Source organism: Sphingobium agrisoli (assembly GCF_041877245.1).
Lineage (GTDB): Bacteria > Pseudomonadota > Alphaproteobacteria > Sphingomonadales > Sphingomonadaceae > Sphingobium.
Window position 1 is genome coordinate 191190 of sequence record NZ_JBHDJI010000006.1, and the last position, 17984, is coordinate 209173.

The window sequence follows — 17984 nt, forward strand, 5'->3', positions numbered from 1 at the left end:
GGCGCCGGACGGGATCAGTTCTGCGTCGTCACCGTCGTGGTGGTCTGCTCGGCGACGGCAGTGCGCGGCGCAGTCGTGGTCGTCTTGCGGACGATCTTGCGCGGCGCGGTGGTGCGGCGCGGCGCGGCGGCAGCAGTCTTGACAGTCTCGGTCGTCACCGTTGTGGTGGCGGGGCGGTTGGCGGCGGCAGCGGCGGCGTTCCGGGCGGCGGCGGCATCGGCGGCGGCCGAAGCGGCAGCCTGCTCGGCGGCATCGGCGCGGGCATTGGCGGAGTCAGCCTGCTGCTGCGCGCTCAGCGTCGCCTCGGTCTGCGCCTGCGCGCTCATGTCGGCGCTCTGCTTGCTCTCGCCGATGGCGGTGTCGGCGGCCTGCTGCGCGTCCAGCGCGGAGGCGATCGCCTTCTGCTCCTTGCCGCTTTGATACTGCTCCTTCGCCAGGCGCAACGACGCCTGGGCGCGGGCGATCAGTTCAGGCGATGCATTAATCCGGCTCGCCGCATCCAGCTTGCCCTGCGCCTGGGCAATGGCGGCGAGCGCGCGTTCCTCGTCACCGGCAAAAGCCGGCGTGGCGGTCAGGGCAAGAGCGGAGGCGGCGAGCAGGCCGCCCATGGTGGACCCGAAGATGTTCTTCATGTTTCTCTCCTGTCATTGGTGATGACGGCCGGAGAAACGTGCGCCCTTGTCTTGCGGTTCCTTTATCCTGCGTTCAGGAAAGGCGCGGCGACTTCCGCCGATACACGCATCAGCCGGCCGCTTTGCTTGTCGATCATCGCCCAGGTCGATCGTGCCGCGACCTTAACCTTGCCGTCTGGCCCGGTAAATTCGATCAGCCGGTCGAATCGCGCGCCGCGTGGCCCCTCCGGTATCCAGGTCCGCGCCGTGACGGTCTCGCCTTCGGTCACATTGCCGCGATAATCGATCTCGTGCCGCGTCACGACCCAGATATAGGCGTCGACATGCGCCGGAAGTGCGTCGCGCCGCCAATGCTCCACCGACACCTGCTCCATCCATTGCACCCAGACGGCATTGTTCACATGGCCGAGTTCGTCGATATGCTGGGGGAGCGCGGTGATCTCCTTGGTGAAGCTCGACGCCATCAGGTCGCCATCCCCAGTTGCCACAGGATGAAGGCGAATTCCTCCGCCGTCTCGTGCAGGCTCTCGAACCGCCCAGACTTGCCGCCATGGCCCGCACCCATGTTGGTCTTGAGCAGCAGCGCGTTGCCGTCGGTCTTGGTCGCACGCAGCCGCGCCACCCACTTGGCCGGCTCCCAGTAAGTGACACGCGGATCGTTGAGACCCGCCGTCACCAGCAGCGGCGGATAATCCTGTGCCGTCACATTGCTATAGGGGTCGTAGGACAGGATCGTGCGGAACGCCGCCTCGTCCTCGATCGGGTTGCCCCATTCGGGCCATTCGCCCGGCGTCAGCGGCAGGCTTTCGTCCAGCATCGTGTTCAGAACATCGACGAACGGCACATGCGCCACCACCGCGCCCCACAGGTCGGGATCGCTGTTGGCGACCGCGCCCATCAACTCGCCGCCGGCCGATCCGCCCGAAATGCTGATCCGGCCTTTGGCGGTGTAGCCGCGCTCGATCAGCCCCTTCGCCACATCAACGAAATCGGTGAACGTATTGGTCCGCTTGTCGAGCTTCCCGTCCAGATACCATTGCTGGCCGAGGTCGTCGCCGCCCCGGATATGCGCGAGCGCGAAGGCGAAGCCCCGGTCGAGCAGCGACAGCCGACTGGTCGAAAAGCCCGGCTCCATCGCAATGCCATAGGCGCCATAACCGTAAAGATGCAGCGGCGCGCTCCCGTCGCGGGGCAAGTCCTTGGGATAAACGATCGAGACCGGAATCTCGGTCCCGTCCCGCGCCGCTATCATCAACCGCTCGGTCGCGTAGCGGCTGGCGTCGTAGCCCGAGGGGATTTCCTGGACCTTCAGCACCTCCAGCGCCCCGCTCTCCAGATGATAGTCATAGATGGTGTCGGGCGTGACCATCGATTCATAGCCGATGCGGAGCTTTGTCACGTCATATTCGGGATTGTCGTCCAGCGAGGCCGAATAGCTCGCCTCCGGAAACGGGATGCGCTTGGGGGTGTGCGTCGCGTAGTCGCGCAGTTCGATCTGATCGAGCCCATCCTGCCGCCCTTCGGTTACATAGAAACGCTTGAACAGGGTGAAATCGGTCAGGTAGAAATGCGTGTCCGGCGCGATCACTTCTTCCCACTCGCCCGGCGTATCAAGCGACGCCTTCACCAGCCGGAAATTGGGATGGGCATCGTTGGTGCGGATGTAGAGCGAGCCGTCATGCTCATCGACATCATATTCACGCCCCGGCTGCCGCGCCGACACGAGCAAGGGCGGCGCGGTGGGATCATCCGCCGGCACCAGCCAGGCTTCGCTCGTCACATGGTCCCCGGTCGCGATCACGATCCATTTTTCGGACGACGTCAGCCCGATCGAGACGCGGAACCCTTCATCGTCCTCGTGGAACAGCTCGACATCGCTCGCCACATCCTGCCCCAGCCAGTGCAGCCGCGCATTGTCCGTCCGCCAATTCTCGTTGGCCAGGCCATAGAGCAGGCCCCTGCTGTCGGACGTCCAGACCAGCGAGGACAATGTATCGGGAATGACCTCAGGCAGGATCTCGCCGGAAAGTAGATCCTTGATCCGCGCCTCGAACCGTTCCGATCCGTCGGTGTCGATGGCGTAGGCGAGGTAACGCCCGTCGGGACTGACCGACATCGCCCCCAGCCGGAAATAGTCATGCCCTTGCGCGAGCGCGGGTTCGTCCAGGATCAGCTGATCCGGCCCGCCCGCCACCGGCTTGCGATACCATTTGCGATATTGCGCCCCCTTCTCGAACGCGCGCCAGTAGATATAGTCGCCATCCTTCTGCGGGACGGAGCTATCATCCTCCTTGATGCGCCCCTTCATCTCCTGAAACAGCGCGTCGATCAGCGGTTTGCGCGGCTCCATCGCGCGCTCGAACCAGCGGTTCTCTGCCTCCAGATAGGCGAGCACATCCTTGTCCTTAACCTCGGGATAGCCGGGGTCGCGCAGCCATGCCCATGGGTCTTCGATCGTGATCCCATGGCGCGCGAAGCTGTGCGGGCGGCGCTGGGCGACAGGGGGCAGGATTTTATCGGTCATTCACTATCCATGGCTAAGGCAGGTGATGCGCTGGCATAAGCGCTTGTGCTTCTCTATGTTGTCGCCTTCATGCCCGGTGCAAGGGCCGATTGAATCCAGGGAAATTTTGATGTCCAGTTATGAAGACCGCCTGAAGGCGCTGCGCGCACAGCTCGTGCGGCAGAAGCTCGACGGCTTCGTGGTGCCGCTGACCGACGAGCATATGAGCGAATATGTCGGCGCCTATGCCCAGCGGCTCGCCTGGCTGACGGGCTTTCAGGGATCGGCCGGCAGCGCGGTCGTGCTGCCGCAGGACGCGGCGATCTTCGTGGACGGGCGCTACACGCTCCAGGTGCGCGAGCAGGTGGACGGGACGCACTGGCAGTATCAGAGCGTGCCGCAGACCTCGATCGCCGCCTGGCTGAAGGATCATGCGCTGAAGGGCGCGCGGATCGGCTACGACCCCTGGCTTCATACAAGCAGCTGGGTGAAACAGGCGACCGAAGCGCTGGCGGAGAAGGGCGCGGAACTGGTCGCGGTCGACACCAATCCGGTCGACGCCATCTGGCCCGATCGCCCCGCGCCGAGCAGCGCCAAGCTGGTCGTCCATCATGACCGCTTCGCCGGGCGGAACGCTGCGGAAAAACGCGCCGAAATGGCCGACTGGCTGACCGAAAAGAAGGCCGACGCCGCTATCCTCTCCGCGCTCGATTCGATTGCCTGGACCTTCAACATCCGCGGCAAGGATGTCGATCGCACGCCGGTCGCGCTCGCCTATGCCATCGTCCATGCCGACGCGACCGCCGACCTCTATGTCGCGCCGGAGAAGATGGACGAGGCGGTCGCCCAGCATCTCGGCAACGCCGTCCGCATCCATGACCGCTCTGCCTTCGCCGACGCGCTCGCCGACCTCGCCGGCAAGACCGTCGTCGCCGATCCCGAACGCGCCGTCGCCGCCATCTTCGAGGCGCTGGAGCAGGGCGGCGCGACGGTGCTCCCCCTGCGCGACCCCGCCGTGCTGCCCAAGGCGATCAAGAACGACACCGAGATCGCCGGGCACAAGGCGGCGCAAGCGCGCGATGGCGCGGCGCTCAGCCGTTTCCTCCACTGGGTCGCGGTCGAAGCGCCCAAGGGCGGCCTCACCGAAATCGCCGCCGCCGACCGGCTGGAGGCGTTCCGCAAGGAAACGGGCCTGCTGGAGGATTTGTCCTTCGACACGATCAGCGGCGCCGGGCCCAATGGCGCGGTCGTCCATTACCGCGTCGAGGAAAAGACCAACCGCCCGATCGAGAGCGGTAGCCTCTATCTGGTCGATTCGGGCGGCCAGTATCGCGACGGCACCACTGACGTCACCCGTACCATTGCCATCGGCACCCCGACGGACGAGATGCGCCGCCGCTTCACCCTGGTGCTGAAAGGCCATGTCGCGCTCGCCCGCGCGACTTTCCCGAAGGGAACACGGGGAGGCCAACTCGACGTGCTGGCGCGCCAGTATCTCTGGGCCGAGGGGCTGGACTACGCCCATGGCACAGGGCACGGCGTCGGCAGCTTCCTGTCCGTGCATGAAGGGCCACAGCGCATCGCTACCTTCGGCGGCGGCGACGAGCCGCTCGTGCCCGGCATGATTCTCTCCAACGAGCCCGGCTATTACAAGACCGGCGAATATGGCATCCGTATCGAAAATCTGGTGCTGGTGGAGGAGCGCGCGATCCCCGGCGCGGAAAAGGCGATGTTAGGGTTTGAGACGCTCACCTTCGCGCCCATCGACCGCACGCTGATCGCCGTCGATCTGCTGAGCCCGCAGGAACGCGCCTGGATCGACGCCTATCATGCCCAGGTTGTGGCCGTGGTCGGCCCGCAACTCGACGGCCCCGCGCGCGATTGGCTCGGCGCCGCCTGCGCGCCGCTCTGAATATAGGCATCCCGTCGCCCGTCAAGGCGGCGGGATGGTCCGGTAAGGCCGCACTTTGCGCCAAGCGCTGCGCCGTGTAGCGATTGTGCGGATCGGACAGCCCCAGATCCGCGCGGAAGGTCGCGCCTTCATAGTCGGTGCGAAACAGGTCGCGCGCCTGAGGGATCGGGATCACGACCGAAGCGCTTGGCGCGCACCGACCAGGTATGGAGCCTTGAGGGTCACGCCAATGCACGCGCGCAAATCCCCCAGAGCTGGCTTCCTTCCGCCGGTGGCCTGCTCGATCCCGTATCGAAGACCGTTTCTGGTGGCCGCCTGCGTCGATGAAGAGTTTCGGGACGCCCCCTGTCCAAACGCGCCAGAGCGATGGACGATGGCGAATATGCCGCCGTCACGGAAGACCGCTCAGCTTGTCAGCGGGCCGACTGGCCCAATTCGCACCGGCCCCGGTAGATCCAGCCAAGGTCGATCGCGACCGCATCCGCTGCGCGCGAGACAAAGGCGGTCATATGCGTCGGATCGCCCTCCACGGCGTCGAGCAGGATGAAGGAAAAGGCCTTGCCCATGATCGTCTTGCCGACTTCGACATGCTTGGGCCAATAATCGGCGACCCGGTCGAAGCTAGGCCCCGCCATGGCGAACAGATTTTGCGGGTCCGCCGCGATCCGATAGCTGGCCGGCGGCGTTTCGCCCGCATTGGCGGTGCCGAGGCCGGCCGCGAGCGGCACCTGTGCCGCGCCAAGCTCCAGCGTGAAGTCGGCCTCGTCCGAATAGAGGATGTCGGCTTCCGACTGGTTGGCCGTCGGATCGATATTGGTCGCGTGCCGCACATGGCATTGCAGCGTCCGCAGCGGCACCGGCCCCGCCGGCACCTGGGGGGCGGCCTCGTTCATCGGAATGTCTGAAGTCTGGGCTTGCTCGGCCAAGGCTGGCCCAGCGCCCCATGAAAGGTAAAAGGCCAACAGGACGCCGGGCAGCATCGGCAAGGAGCGCATGGTTCGCTTTCTCATTCTATGAAGGTCAACCGCAGAGCTGACAAAGGCAAAGAGGCCCAGCAGATACTGCCGGGCCTCCTGCATTCAAGTCAAAGAGGCGATCAGCCGCCGATGACGGTGCTCGGGCACCAGGCGCGAGCGCCACGGCGGGCGATCGTCAGCTGGGTGCCGTTCGGGTCGGTCGAGGTCACGAAGCTGTCGGTGATCGCCTTGCGCCACGCCGTGGGGATGGGCTGGAAGCCCGACGAGGCCAGCAGACCCAGCGACGTATTGTTGATGGTCGCGCTCTTGAAGTAGAAGCTCAGGAAGCCGACCAGCGGGGTGCGAGCGGCGTCCGACGCATAGCAGCTGTAGAGCAGCATGTTCGACGTGCCCACGATGGGGTAGGCCAGCGACCCGGTCGGATTGGCGAGAGGGGCGTTCTTCGACGCCGCCTGGACCCAATCTTGCGGCTGGTTGCGGCACGAGGCCGAAACGTCGCCGCTCAGGCAAGCTGTGTTCGGAACATAATTGCCGTTGGCGTCCGATTCGGGCGGCAGGATCGAACCGAACGAAGCGCGAAGCGTCGTTGCGGTCGGAGCGCGATAGGCACCGGCGACATTCTGAACGTCGGCGGTCTGGAGGTTGTAGTTGTTCGCCTGGGTGTAGAGCACGCCCGGCAGCACGAAGTCGGGACCGACATAGCCGATGCGGCCCTGACGCACGAGAGCGCCCGCGGTCGCGCTCGGCTCGGCGGTGAAGTCGATATACTTCGCGACGCCGTCATTGCCGTTGGCGAGCGTGTACTTGCCCGCGACTTCGGCGTCGTTGCCGGCGTAGAACACACGACCGGAGCCGGCGTTGCTGGAGCTCTTGTTCCAGACCGCGCCGACCAGATCCTTGGGCGAGCTGGTGGTGCGGGTCGCGCCCGACGAGTCGACATAAACGCCCGGCAGGCGGCTGGTCGAGTCGGCATAGGCGTTGCCGGTGTAGCTGGCGCAGGCGTTGGCGAGGAAGCGGGTCCAGAGCGAGGTCGTGCCCGAGCTGTCCTCACGGCCGACGATCTGCAGCGGCACGGTGAACGCGCCCGGATCGCTCAGGTCGACGAACGAGCGGTTGCCGTTCAGCGCCTTGAGACGGCTATCGCCCCAGTTGACGATGTCGCCGTTGAAGATGGCGCAGACAGCGGCTTGGCTGAGGCGCAGGCCGCCCGAGCCGTCGGCGCGCGGGTAGCGCAGGTTCAGGCTATATTCGCTGATGCTGCCGTCGCCATTGCGGATCTTCTTGTAAACCGGATCATAGGCGATGGTCACCGGCGCGATCAGCAGCGGGAACTGGATCGCGGCGCCATAGGCTTCCTTGGGGTTGCGATACTGGCCGGTGCCGGGGGTCACGCCGGGGGCGACGACGGTCACGCCCTGGACGGTGCCGCCATTATTGTACGCCGCAATGTCGTTGGTGCCGAGCGAGGTTTCCGACAGCGCATAGTTGATGGTCGGGAACAGCTGCACGCCGTCGGCCGGGCTGATGTCGCCCGCGCGGACCGGATCATGGCTGAAGAAGGCGGCGATACCGGCGCCCGAACCGGTCGACTTGTAGACCAGTTGGTCATTGGCGATATAGTCGGTGGTCGCGCAATCCTGCGCCGGTGTGCCGGTATAGTTGAAGTCCGGAACGGTCTGCACGACGGGCGGGTTGCCGTCGAAGATCAGGTCGGTCTTGACGCTGTAGCAGTCAGCGGCCTGGCGGAAATAGGGAGCGGGCAGCGACGCGCCGTTACCATAGACGGTATCGACGGTCTGCGCGCCGGCGATGGCGGACATGCTGCCGGCGACGAACGCCGCGGCAGTGCCCAGAAGATAGGCTTTACGAAGCATCATGAACCTCCAATAGACAATAGAAGTGGGTCGTCATGCCAATTGGGCATGCGACATCATTCCGAAAACAATCGGTCACAAAATTGTAATAGTCTCGAAAACTCCGCCAGGAAGAATAAGTTAGTCCTGGCCCCTCAAGATCGTGCCCCCATTATCCCCGGAAAGAGCACCCCCTCTTTCCTCACAAGGTCCGGCGCGAAACAATTATTGCCGAGTCTTGCGGAAGCTCATAAACATGACGTCGGTAACATTTTTATGACATTTACCAACGTCCGATGATTAGCTGATTCGCCAGCGGCCAAGTTGCTGAGCGCAAGGTAAAAATTGTCTGGGACGGGGATCGGGTCAATCCCGTCGGGTGGGGCCGGCGGTCAATCGGGGGTCGGAAATCAGGATGCGGGCGTCGGCGAAGGCGGCTAAGCGGGAGCAGGGGGATTCTCCCTCATCGCCCTATCATTGTGGACGGGTGATCGACCGGCTGGTGGCGGGCGGGCTGCTGACGCGCGACCTCGGCAATCGCGCGCTCCAGGTGCAGCAGGAAACCGGCGACCGGATCGAGACCGTGGTCACGCGGCTCGGCATGGTTTCGGAACAGCGACTGGCGCGCTTCTTTTCCACCGCCACTGGCATCCCCATCATGCTGCCGCAGCAATTTCCCGACGAACCGCTGGGCATCGGCATCCTCGCGCCGCGCTTCCTGCGCGACCAGCATGTGCTGCCGATTGCGGAGGAGGATGGGCGGTTGCTCATCGCGGTCGCCAACCCGCTCGATCCCTTTGCGCGCGACGCCCTCTCGTTCCTGACGGGCGCGCCGGTGCGGCTGGCGATCGGCATGTCGTCGGACATCGACGCCGCGCTCGACCGGCTTTACGGCCAGGCCGAACAGAGCCCGGACCCCGACACCGATATGCTGGACGAGGGGGATCTGGAGCGGTTCAAGGATCAGGCGAGCGATGCGCCGGTGATCCGCGCGGTGAACCGCTTGATCGCCCGCGCGGGCGAGATGCAGGCTTCGGACATTCATCTGGAGCCGATGGAGGACGGACTGGCCGTCCGTTTCCGCGTCGACGGGGTGATGCGCGAAATGGCGCCGCTGCCCGCCGCCATGAAGCAGGCGATGGTCGCGCGTATCAAGGTGATGGCCTCGCTCAACATCGCCGAGCGCCGCCTGCCGCAGGACGGACGGCTGCGCCTTGCCGTGCGCGGGCACGAGATTGACCTGCGCGTCGCGACATCGCCGACAATCCATGGCGAAAGCGTCGTCATGCGCCTGCTCGACCGCTCAAGTGTCGCGCTCGATTTCACCGCGTTGGGCTTTACCGAGGACCAGACCGGGGCGGTGCTGCGAGCGATCGGCAAGCCGCATGGCATCACGCTGGTCACCGGTCCCACCGGCAGCGGCAAGACGACGAGCCTCTACGCCGCGCTCGACCAGATCAACACGCCCGGTCGCAAGATACTCACGGTCGAGGATCCGATCGAATACCGGCTCAAGGGGGTGAGCCAGACCCAGGTGCAGCCCGGCATCGGCCTCACCTTCGCCTCGGCGCTGCGCTCCTTCCTGCGGCAAGACCCGGATGTCATCATGGTCGGCGAAATCCGCGATCTCGAAACCGCCCAGATCGCGGTGCAGGCGGCGCTGACCGGGCACAGCATCCTGTCGACCCTGCACACCAACAGCGCGGCGGCAGCGGTCACGCGCCTGCTCGACATGGGGATGGAGCCGTTCCTGCTTACCAGCACGTTGAACGCGGTGCTGGCGCAGCGGCTGGTGCGCCGTCTCTGCCCCGCCTGCAACGCGCCAGTGCCGCATGTCCATGCCCAGCTCGAGGCGGCCGGGATCGAGCCGGCGCTGATCGCGGCGCTGCCCGCCGACGCGGATTTCCGCCGCCCGGTCGGCTGCGACGAATGCGGTCAGTCGGGCTATCGCGGGCGCAGCGCGGTGGTGGAACTGCTCGAAATCAGCGAGGCGATTGCCGACCTCATCATCGCGCGCGCCGAAGCGCGCGACATCCACCGCGCCGCCGAGCAGGAAGGCTTGCGATCGATGCTGGCGGACGGGCTTGCCAAGGCGGCGCTCGGCGTTACGACGGTCGAGGAAGTGCTGCGCGTGACGCGGGAAAGCTAGGTCGCCATGCCTCAATTCCATTATCGCGCCGCGACCGCCAGCGGCGCGATGCGCGAAGGCGCGGTCGAGGCGGGCAGCGCCGCGCAGGCGGTCGCGCTGCTGCGCAACCAAGGGCTGCGACCGATCGGCGTGACCGCGGCCGCCGCGCGGAAGGACGGCGGTGGCGCGAAGCTCGACCCCCGCCATGTGGCCAAGCTGTTCGGCGAGCTGGCGACATTGCTCGACGCCGGCCTGTCGCTCGACCGGGCGCTCGCCATCGCCATCGACAATGCCGAGTCGCCGGCGCTGCGCCAGCAATTGTCCGCCATCCACGGCCTGGTGAAGGAAGGCACGCCCCTGTCGGAGGCACTGGCCGCCGCGCGTGCCGGCTTTCCCCCGCTCACCGCGCCGATGATCGCGGCGGGGGAAGCGAGCGCCACCCTGCCCGCCGCGCTGGGCAAGCTCGCCGCCACGCTGGAGCGCGCGCAGAAGCTGCGCAGCGACATCGTGTCGGCGCTGATCTACCCCATCATTCTGACCGGCATCGGCCTGTCGGTCATCATTCTGATGCTGCTGTTCATCGTGCCCCAGTTCGAAGGGTTGTTCGCGGGCGGCGAGGACCGCTTGCCGCCGATGACGCAGATCGTGATGCACGCCAGCCGCACCTTCCGCGCCTATGGCCTGCTGATGCTGGGCGCGCTGGTCGGTATCGGCTTTTTGGTGCGAAGCTGGCTGCGTCAGCCGGCCGCCCGCGCCATGCTCGACCGGCGGCTGATCGCCCTGCCCCGAATCGGCGACCTCATCCGCCGGATCGAGACGGGCCGGTTCGCGCGCGTGTTGGGCACGTTGTTGAGCGGCGGCGTGGCGCTCGCCCCCGCGCTGGCGCTGGCGCAGCGCACGATCGGCAACCAGGTGATGGCGGATGCCGTCGCCCGCATCGTCGAACGGGTGCGCGAGGGTGCGACCTTTTCGCAACAGGCGGCCGAATCGGGCCTGTTCCCGCGCCTCGCCATCAGCTTCATGCGGACGGGGGAGGAGACGGCGCGGCTCGACGCCATGCTGGAACGGCTGGCGGATGCGCTGGATGACGAAATTGCCGTCAAACTGAAACGCTTTGTCACAATATTGACGCCGGTCATCACCGTGGTGATGGGAATCATCGTGGCGACCGTGATCGGGTCGATCATGACGGCCATTTTGGGTTTCAACGATCTCGCCCTGGAGTAACCATGCCATCCTCGCCCCGCCCCCCGCATCGGCCCGGCCGCCCCGGCGAAGGCGGCTTCACCCTGCTCGAACTGCTGGTCGTGATCGCGATCCTGGGACTGCTCGCCGCCATCGTCGCGCCGCAGGCGCTGCGCTATCTGGGCAGCTCCAAAAGCCAGACCGCAAAGGTGCAGATCAAGAATATTGCGTCGGCCATGGAACTCTACCGCTTCGACAATGGCGGCTTGCCGCCCGCCGACGCGGGGTTGCAGGCGCTGGTCAAGGCGCCGCCGGGCGCGGCCGCCTGGAACGGCCCTTATCTGCCGCAGGAAAGCGCGCTCATCGATCCCTGGGGCAAGCCCTATGCGCTGAAAGCGCCAGGCGAGCATGGCGATTACGACATCTTCACCTTGGGATCGGACGGCGCGCCAGGCGGCACGGGCGAGGCCAAGGATGTCGGCAACTGGTAAACCCCCATGTCGCTGATCGAAGCCCTGATCGCGGTCGCCATATCGGTGCTGATCGCCTCCATCGCCTTCCCGGCGATGGACAGCGCATGGGAAAGCAGCCGGCAGACGAGCGCCGCCTCCACCCTCCTCGCCAATCTGCGCGTCGCGCGGGCACAGGCTGTGCGGGGCGGCCAGCCTGTCGCGATGGCGATCTCCGCCGACGGCAGGCGCTACAGCATCGGCGCGACCGTCGTGGACCTGCCCGATCCGCTGGTGCTGCGCGCCCGGCCCGCCCGGATCAGTTTCTATCCCGACGGCTCGGCCAGTGCGGCCCAGCTGGCGCTGACCGGCCCGCGCGCGACGCAGATGCTGCATATCCGCCCTGTGACCGGGCTGGTTGAAGCGGAAGCGCCGGCGCGGTGAACGAGCGCGGCTCCATCCTGGTCGAAACGCTGATCGCCACCGCCATCCTGGCGATGATCCTGGCCGCCGCCTTCCAGACTCTGCACGACAGCGCCCGCCGCGCCCGGCGCGTGTCGGACCAGCGCATCGCCCTGCTGATCGCCCAGTCGCGCCTTGCTGAATATCCGCTCAACCGCCCCGCCGCCCGCGGCAGCCGCAGCGGTTCCGACCAGGGCTTCCTCTGGCGCGTCGATGTCGTCCCGGCGGACGGCGGCGACCGCCAAACAACTGTCCAAGTCGCTGTATCAATCACCAGCCCGCGCGACCCTTCGCTCCGCGTCCGGCTCGACAGTCTGCGTCCCGCGATATGAACAAAGGCCGGTCCGAAAGCGGCTTCACGCTGATCGAGCTGCTCGTCAGCCTTGCCATCCTCGCCATGGTTTCGGCGATGCTGCTGACCGGCCTTGCCAGCGGGCGCAGCGGCTGGCGGCGGATCGAGGCGCGCACCCGCGCCGGCGAGGACGTGATGGCGACACAGGCCGCGCTGCGCACGCTCGTCTGGCGCATCTTCCCGCAGGGCAGCTTCAACGGCAGCCAGCCGCGCATCCTTTTTTCCGGGGATGCGCGCGAGATGCTGTTCCAGTCCGCCTCCCCCGACGCGAAAGCGCCCGCCCCGCCTCAGCTTTACCGGCTCGGGCTGGCGGCTGATGGCGCACTGGTGCTTGACAGCCAGCCGACATTGACGCTGACACCGGACCGCATGAGCGAACGGGCGACCCTCACCACCGGCATCACCGGGCTGGAGTTCGCTTATTACGGCCCGGCCGCGCCGGACATGCGACCCCGCTGGCGCGGGCGGTGGGCGGGGCAGAGCGCCCTGCCCCAGATGATTCGCGTGCGCGTGCGCTTCGCGAACGGCGATCGGCGGGTCTGGCCCGACCTGATCGTGCAACCCGCCGCGACCGTGGACACTCTGTGCGTCTATGTCCCCGCAACGGGCAAATGCCGGGGTCGGGCATGACGCTGCGCGAACTGCTGGCGGCGGACATGCCGACGCTGCGCCGCTGGCTGGCGCAGGGATGGGAATGGTGGACCGGGCAATTGGCGGCGCTGCTGCCCGGCGGGGCATGGCGGCACCGGCATCGCGGGGCCGTGATCATCCGCGATCCCGCCGATCCCTCCGGCTGGCAAATCGTCGGGACCGGGCAGAGCGCGCACATGCTGAGCGCGGGGCAACGGCGGGGGCTGCTCGCCGCCCTCCAGCCCGGCGACATTCTCTGCCGCACCATCGACGTGCCTCCCTTGGGGCGTGGCGAGTTGCGACAGATGCTGGCGATGGACATCGACCGGATCGGTCCGATCCCGCACGAGCAGGCCGCTTTCGATTTCGAGATGGTCGAACGAACAGACGCGCGTCTGTCGGTGCGGGTGGGCATGGTGCCGCGCCACCGGCTGATGGCCTGGATCGAGGCGCTGGACGCCATCGACATCCGCCCTTCGCGGATCGCGCTGGCGGAGGAGGACGGCTATCATTTCGACTTGCTGAAGGCTGCAGGCATCGCCCAGGCCGACAGCGGCGCGTGGCGCTGGTGGGTCGCGGTCGCCGCCCTGTTCGCGCTCAACATCGGCGCTTTGATCTGGCGCGACGTCTCCGCGCTCGAAGCCACGCAGGCAGCGGTCGAGGAGCAGGCGCCTGCCGGCCGCACCGCGCTGTTGATCCGCCAGCGGATCGAAAAGGAGGAGCAGCGGCGGCAAGGACTGGTGCGATCGCGCGCCGAGCAAGACCCGCTGCCGCTGCTCGCCGCCTTGAGCGCCGCGCTGCCGCCCGGCACCTGGGTCCAGCGGCTTGAATATCGGCGGCGGCAGGTGCGGCTGGTCGGCTTTGCGCCGGGCGCGACGGATGTGGCAGAAGCGCTGCGCCAGTCGCCCCGGCTGCGGGCGATCGTGGAAAATGACGCGGAGGGCGCACCGGCTGCCGCCGCTGACCAGATGCGCGCCTTCGACATCAGCGCCGTCTATCTTCCGGAGCGGCGCAGATGAAGACGCCAAACGCGCGCGAGCAGCGGCTGATCGCCATCCTCATCCTCGTTGCTCTGGTGGCGCTGGCCTGGCTCTGCATCGTCCAGCCGATCGTCGACGGCTTTGCGGAACGGCGCGAAGCGAAAGCGCAATTGCTGGCGCAGCATCAGCGCAACCAGCAGATCGCCGCGTCGCTGCCGCTGCTGCGCGCCGCAGCACGCCGCCAGCGCGCTGACTCGCCGCGTTTCGGTCTGCCGGCGCGCAATCAGGACGAGGCGACCGATCGGTTGCGCGATCTGATTCGTCGCACGGCCTTGCGTCACGAGATCGTCACGAAAATGTCGCAAAGCGCCGATGGCAAAGCGGGTTGGGCAAGTTTGCGCGTGACCATGGTGGTGGGGATGGCTCCTTTCGCGCGCTTCCTGGCGGACGTGCAGAATGAGCAGCCTCTCCTCCTGATCGACGCGACCAACATCGCCGCCAACGCGGCGTTCCAGGCCGGAACCGCCGCGCCGATGGAGGTCCAACTTGAAATTTCCGCGCCTTTCGACGCTGCGGCGATCCGTTGAGGAAGCGCCCCTGCCGGCTGCATTGACGGCGCTGCTGGCGCTGACCCTGCTGTTTCAGTCGCTGCTGCCGACAGCAGTCGACCTGCCGGACGTGCCGATGCGGGCGATGAAGGCGCCGGAGCTTCGCACGGCCGAGTCGCTGCCGGCCTCGGTTCCCCCGGCGCTGGCCGCACGCGACATCTTCGCGCCCGGCGGAGGCGGCGGCGGCAAGGCGACAGCGGCTGGATCGGGCGCGATCACCCTGCTGGGCGTTGCGCGATCGAGGCGGGGCGGCGCAGCGGTACTGCGCGGCGCTGACGGGGCTGCGGTTGCGGTTCCCCTCGGCGGGCGCGTCGGCCCTTGGCGCGTGACCGGCATCGGCGCGGCATCCGCTCGGATAGACGATGGATCGCGCAGCCTGACGCTGCGAGTGGGGGATAGCACTGCGCCATCAGCGGCGGACGGCGACGAATGAGGCGGGCGATGCTGAACCGCGGCGTCGCCCTGGCCGCGCTGGCCTCGCTCGCCAGCGGCGCGCCGGCGCAGCAGGCAGAACCTGCCGGCGATCGCGATGTCCGCGCGACGATCGTGCCGGGCAGCGGTCAGATCCCCAATCCCCGCGCGCCTTTGCCCGACCAGCCGATCGCGCGCGGCGACATCACGCTCAACTTCCCCGGCGTCAGCGTACAGCAGGTTGCGCGCGCCGTGTTCGGTGACATATTGCGCGTGCCATTCAGCATCGACCCGTCGCTCGACACGCCAGTGACGGTCGTGTCCGACCGACCGATCGCCCGATCGTCCGTTCTCCCTTTCCTGGAGGGCGCTTTCCGGGCATCGGGCCTTGCCATACTCAACAGCAACGGGACCTATGTCGTCACCACGGTCGAGCAGGCGCGGCAGCAGGCAGGCCTCGTGGGCGAAGCCAATAGCGGCTTTGGCAACGAAGCCTTCACACTCAGGTTCGTCAGCGCCAAATTGCTCCAGCAGGTGCTCGAATCGGTGCTGCCCGGCCTCGTCGCCAGTGTCGATGAAAGCCAGAATATCCTGACCGTCGCCGGCACCACCGGGCAACGCCGCGCGGTGCGCGACCTGGTCGAGCGGTTCGACGTCAACTGGCTGCGGAACATGTCCTTCGCGCTCTACGTGCCGCGCCGGACCGATGCGCGGCTGATCGTGCCGGAGCTGGAGAAGCTGGTCGACAGCCCCGGCGCGCCGACGGCTGGCCTCGTCAAGCTGATCGCGATGGACCGGCTGAACGGCATTCTCGCCGTGTCGTCCCAGCCCCAATATCTTCAGGATGTGCGCCGCTGGGTCGATATTCTCGACCGCGAAGGAGAGAACAGCCAGCCCCGCCTGTTCGTCTATCGGGTGCAGAATGGCCGCTCGTCGGACCTTGCCAAGACCTTGCTCGCCGCCTTCGGCATGGGGGGTCGGTCGACGGGAGCGCAGCCGGGGCCGCAGGGGCAGAATGGGGGCATCGCCCCCGGCCTCTTTACCCCAGACCAGAGCCAGAGCGCGACGCCGACCGGATCGCCACTGAATCCCTCCCCACCCGCCGATTCCGCCGCCGCGAACGCGCAGCAGCCGGCCAGCGGGCCACCCAACGGCATGACCATCACCAGCGACGAGGCGAACAACGCCGTGGTCGTCTATGCAACGCCGCAGACCTACGCGATCGTCGAGGATGCGTTGCGAAAACTCGATATTCCGCCGCTTCAGGTGATGATCGAGGTGGCGATCACCGAAGTCTCGCTCAACGACCAGTTGCGCTACGGCGTGCAATGGCTGTTTCGCGACGGCAATGACGAAGCGGCATTGACGCGGGGCACCACCGCGACGCCCACGCGCATTTTCCCCGGCCTGTCGCTCGGCTATTCCAACGGCGGCAGCGTGCAGGCGACGCTCAACGCGCTGGAGGGGCTGACCAAGATCAACGTCGTGTCCGCGCCCAAGCTGCTCGTCATCAACAACCAGACCGCCTCGCTTCAGGTCGGCGATCAGGTGCCGATCTCCTCCTCGTCGGCGGTCAGTGTCGAAAATCCCAATGCGCCCATCGTCAACGCGATCGAATATAAGGATACCGGCGTCATCCTGAAGATCACGCCGCGCGTGAACAGCGGCGGGCTGGTGCTGCTCGACATCAGCCAGGAGGTCAGCGACGTGTCGACCACCAGCAGCTCCAACATCGATTCGCCGACCATTTCCACCCGCCGCCTCGCCAGCTCGATCGCGGTGCAGGATAATCAGACGATCGCGCTCGGCGGCCTCATTCGCGCGATCAAGACACGGGGCAATGAGGGCATACCCCTGCTCTCGCGTATTCCGGTGCTCGGCGCGCTGTTCGGCACCAAGACCAACGAGGAACGCCGCACCGAACTGCTGGTGCTGCTGCGCCCGCGCGTGGTGCGGACCAGCGACGACGGCCGCGCCATCACCGAAGAACTGAAAGAGAAGATCCAGTCGCTCAAGCCGGGCACCCGGGGTGCGGACCTCTAAGCCCGCGTCCGAGGACGGCTTCGCGCTGGTTGCCTCGCTGATCGCCTTGGCGCTGTTCGCCGGCGTCGCATTCGCCATGCTGGCGGCGGAGAAGGGCAATCTGGCCGGCACGGTGGCGCAGACCGAGCAGGCGCGGCTGACGACGGCGGCGGACGCGGGCGTCGTACTGGCCGCGGCGCATCTTTCGGGCCGAGACACGGGCCTTGTCGGCTGGCGGATCGACGGTCGCCCCTATCGGGCCACTCTTGGCGGCGTATCGCTCACCATCCGCATCGAGGATGAGCGCGGCAAGATCCGCCTTAACGACCTTACCGAAGCGCAAGCGCGGCTGATGTTCGAGGGCGCGGGCGTCGGCGGGCGGCGGCTGGACGAAATAACCGACGCCTTTCTCGACTGGACCGACGCGGACGATGAACCCCGCCCCTATGGCGCCGAGGCGGCGGACTATGCCTGGCTCGGCTATCAGCCGCGTAATGGCGGGCTGCGGACCATAAGCGAACTGGCGCTGATACGGGGAATGGACCGCGCCATCTATGACCGGATCGCGCCCGCCGCGACCGTGTTCTTCGGCGGAGCCGGCGGATTCGACCCCGCCAACGCTCATCCGCTGGCGCTTGCCGTGATGCTGGAAACGGGCATGGGATCGCCCGAGGTGATCGAACGGCAGCGCGCGCTTGCGGGACAACGCACCGCGCTGGAGCCGGATGCGCCGCCTTTGCTTGGCGGCCGGCCGCTCACGGTGCGGGTGTTGGCTGAGGACGGACAGGGCGCGCGGCTGGAGCGGGCGACGATCATCGAGTTTCCCGACGCGACGCTGCGACGCTGGGAGATACGCTATCAGGAATGAGGGCGCGCCCGG

Annotated in this window: 17 protein-coding genes; 12 read left to right on the top strand and 5 right to left on the bottom strand. The window is 66.9% G+C overall.

Annotated elements, in window-relative coordinates; genetic code table 11:
- Nucleotides 1-14 precede the first annotated feature (14 nt).
- The 3 genes from ACETPF_RS12070 to ACETPF_RS12080 form a co-directional block, all read right to left on the bottom strand.
- Complete coding sequence (locus tag ACETPF_RS12070; RefSeq protein WP_373934729.1) at nucleotides 15-632, bottom strand: hypothetical protein; 618 nt, start codon at nucleotides 630-632, stop codon at nucleotides 15-17.
- Nucleotides 633-694: 62 nt separating this feature from the next.
- Nucleotides 695-1096, bottom strand: a complete 402-nt coding sequence (locus ACETPF_RS12075) for an acyl-CoA thioesterase (protein WP_373934794.1) — start codon at nucleotides 1094-1096, stop codon at nucleotides 695-697.
- Entirely contained in the window at nucleotides 1096-3156 is a 2061-nt protein-coding gene (locus ACETPF_RS12080; RefSeq protein ID WP_373934731.1) for a S9 family peptidase, read from the bottom strand. The genes ACETPF_RS12075 and ACETPF_RS12080 overlap by 1 nt, the downstream gene beginning before the upstream one ends.
- A 109-nt stretch (nucleotides 3157-3265) precedes the next feature.
- Between ACETPF_RS12080 and ACETPF_RS12085 the strand changes: the two genes are divergently transcribed.
- Nucleotides 3266-5047, top strand: coding sequence for an aminopeptidase P family protein (locus tag ACETPF_RS12085; RefSeq protein ID WP_373934732.1), 1782 nt, complete (start codon nucleotides 3266-3268; stop codon nucleotides 5045-5047).
- Nucleotides 5048-5460: 413 nt separating this feature from the next.
- Here ACETPF_RS12085 and ACETPF_RS12090 read toward each other — a convergent pair whose 3' ends face one another.
- On the bottom strand, nucleotides 5461-5940 hold the full coding sequence (locus ACETPF_RS12090; protein ID WP_373934733.1) for a hypothetical protein: 480 nt from the start codon (nucleotides 5938-5940) through the stop codon (nucleotides 5461-5463).
- A gap of 203 nt (nucleotides 5941-6143) precedes the next feature.
- Nucleotides 6144-7901: a substrate-binding domain-containing protein gene (locus tag ACETPF_RS12095; protein WP_373934735.1), complete on the bottom strand. Its 1758-nt coding sequence runs from the start codon at nucleotides 7899-7901 to the stop codon at nucleotides 6144-6146.
- A gap of 391 nt (nucleotides 7902-8292) precedes the next feature.
- Between ACETPF_RS12095 and ACETPF_RS12100 the strand changes: the two genes are divergently transcribed.
- The 11 genes from ACETPF_RS12100 to ACETPF_RS12150 are packed head-to-tail and all read left to right on the top strand — an operon-like array spanning nucleotide 8293 to nucleotide 17972.
- Nucleotides 8293-10026 (top strand): GspE/PulE family protein, encoded by a 1734-nt coding sequence (locus tag ACETPF_RS12100; RefSeq protein WP_373934736.1) that lies wholly within the window; start codon nucleotides 8293-8295, stop codon nucleotides 10024-10026.
- Between the two features lie 6 nt (nucleotides 10027-10032).
- A complete protein-coding gene (locus ACETPF_RS12105) occupies nucleotides 10033-11232 on the top strand; it encodes a type II secretion system F family protein (RefSeq protein WP_373934737.1) in 1200 nt (399 codons plus the stop codon).
- A gap of 2 nt (nucleotides 11233-11234) precedes the next feature.
- Complete coding sequence (gene gspG / locus ACETPF_RS12110; protein WP_373934738.1) at nucleotides 11235-11681, top strand: type II secretion system major pseudopilin GspG; 447 nt, start codon at nucleotides 11235-11237, stop codon at nucleotides 11679-11681.
- Nucleotides 11682-11687: 6 nt separating this feature from the next.
- A complete protein-coding gene (locus ACETPF_RS12115) occupies nucleotides 11688-12083 on the top strand; it encodes a GspH/FimT family pseudopilin (RefSeq protein ID WP_373934739.1) in 396 nt (131 codons plus the stop codon).
- Complete coding sequence (locus ACETPF_RS12120) at nucleotides 12080-12433, top strand: hypothetical protein (RefSeq protein ID WP_373934740.1); 354 nt, start codon at nucleotides 12080-12082, stop codon at nucleotides 12431-12433. The genes ACETPF_RS12115 and ACETPF_RS12120 overlap by 4 nt, the downstream gene beginning before the upstream one ends.
- Complete coding sequence (locus ACETPF_RS12125) at nucleotides 12430-13083, top strand: prepilin-type N-terminal cleavage/methylation domain-containing protein (protein ID WP_373934741.1); 654 nt, start codon at nucleotides 12430-12432, stop codon at nucleotides 13081-13083. Before ACETPF_RS12120 ends, ACETPF_RS12125 begins: the two co-directional genes overlap by 4 nt.
- On the top strand, nucleotides 13080-14102 hold the full coding sequence (locus tag ACETPF_RS12130; RefSeq protein ID WP_373934742.1) for a PilN domain-containing protein: 1023 nt from the start codon (nucleotides 13080-13082) through the stop codon (nucleotides 14100-14102). The genes ACETPF_RS12125 and ACETPF_RS12130 overlap by 4 nt, the downstream gene beginning before the upstream one ends.
- Nucleotides 14099-14650: a type II secretion system protein GspM gene (gene gspM / locus ACETPF_RS12135; protein WP_373934743.1), complete on the top strand. Its 552-nt coding sequence runs from the start codon at nucleotides 14099-14101 to the stop codon at nucleotides 14648-14650. Before ACETPF_RS12130 ends, gspM begins: the two co-directional genes overlap by 4 nt.
- Nucleotides 14610-15104 carry a hypothetical protein gene (locus tag ACETPF_RS12140; RefSeq protein WP_373934744.1) on the top strand — a complete coding sequence of 165 codons (495 nt, stop codon included), beginning with the start codon at nucleotides 14610-14612 and terminating at the stop codon, nucleotides 15102-15104. The genes gspM and ACETPF_RS12140 overlap by 41 nt, the downstream gene beginning before the upstream one ends.
- Before the next feature lie 8 nt (nucleotides 15105-15112).
- Entirely contained in the window at nucleotides 15113-17125 is a 2013-nt protein-coding gene (gspD, locus tag ACETPF_RS12145; RefSeq protein ID WP_373934745.1) for a type II secretion system secretin GspD, read from the top strand.
- Nucleotides 17112-17972 carry a type II secretion system minor pseudopilin gene (locus ACETPF_RS12150; protein ID WP_373934746.1) on the top strand — a complete coding sequence of 287 codons (861 nt, stop codon included), beginning with the start codon at nucleotides 17112-17114 and terminating at the stop codon, nucleotides 17970-17972. The genes gspD and ACETPF_RS12150 overlap by 14 nt, the downstream gene beginning before the upstream one ends.
- Nucleotides 17973-17984: the final 12 nt, after the last annotated feature.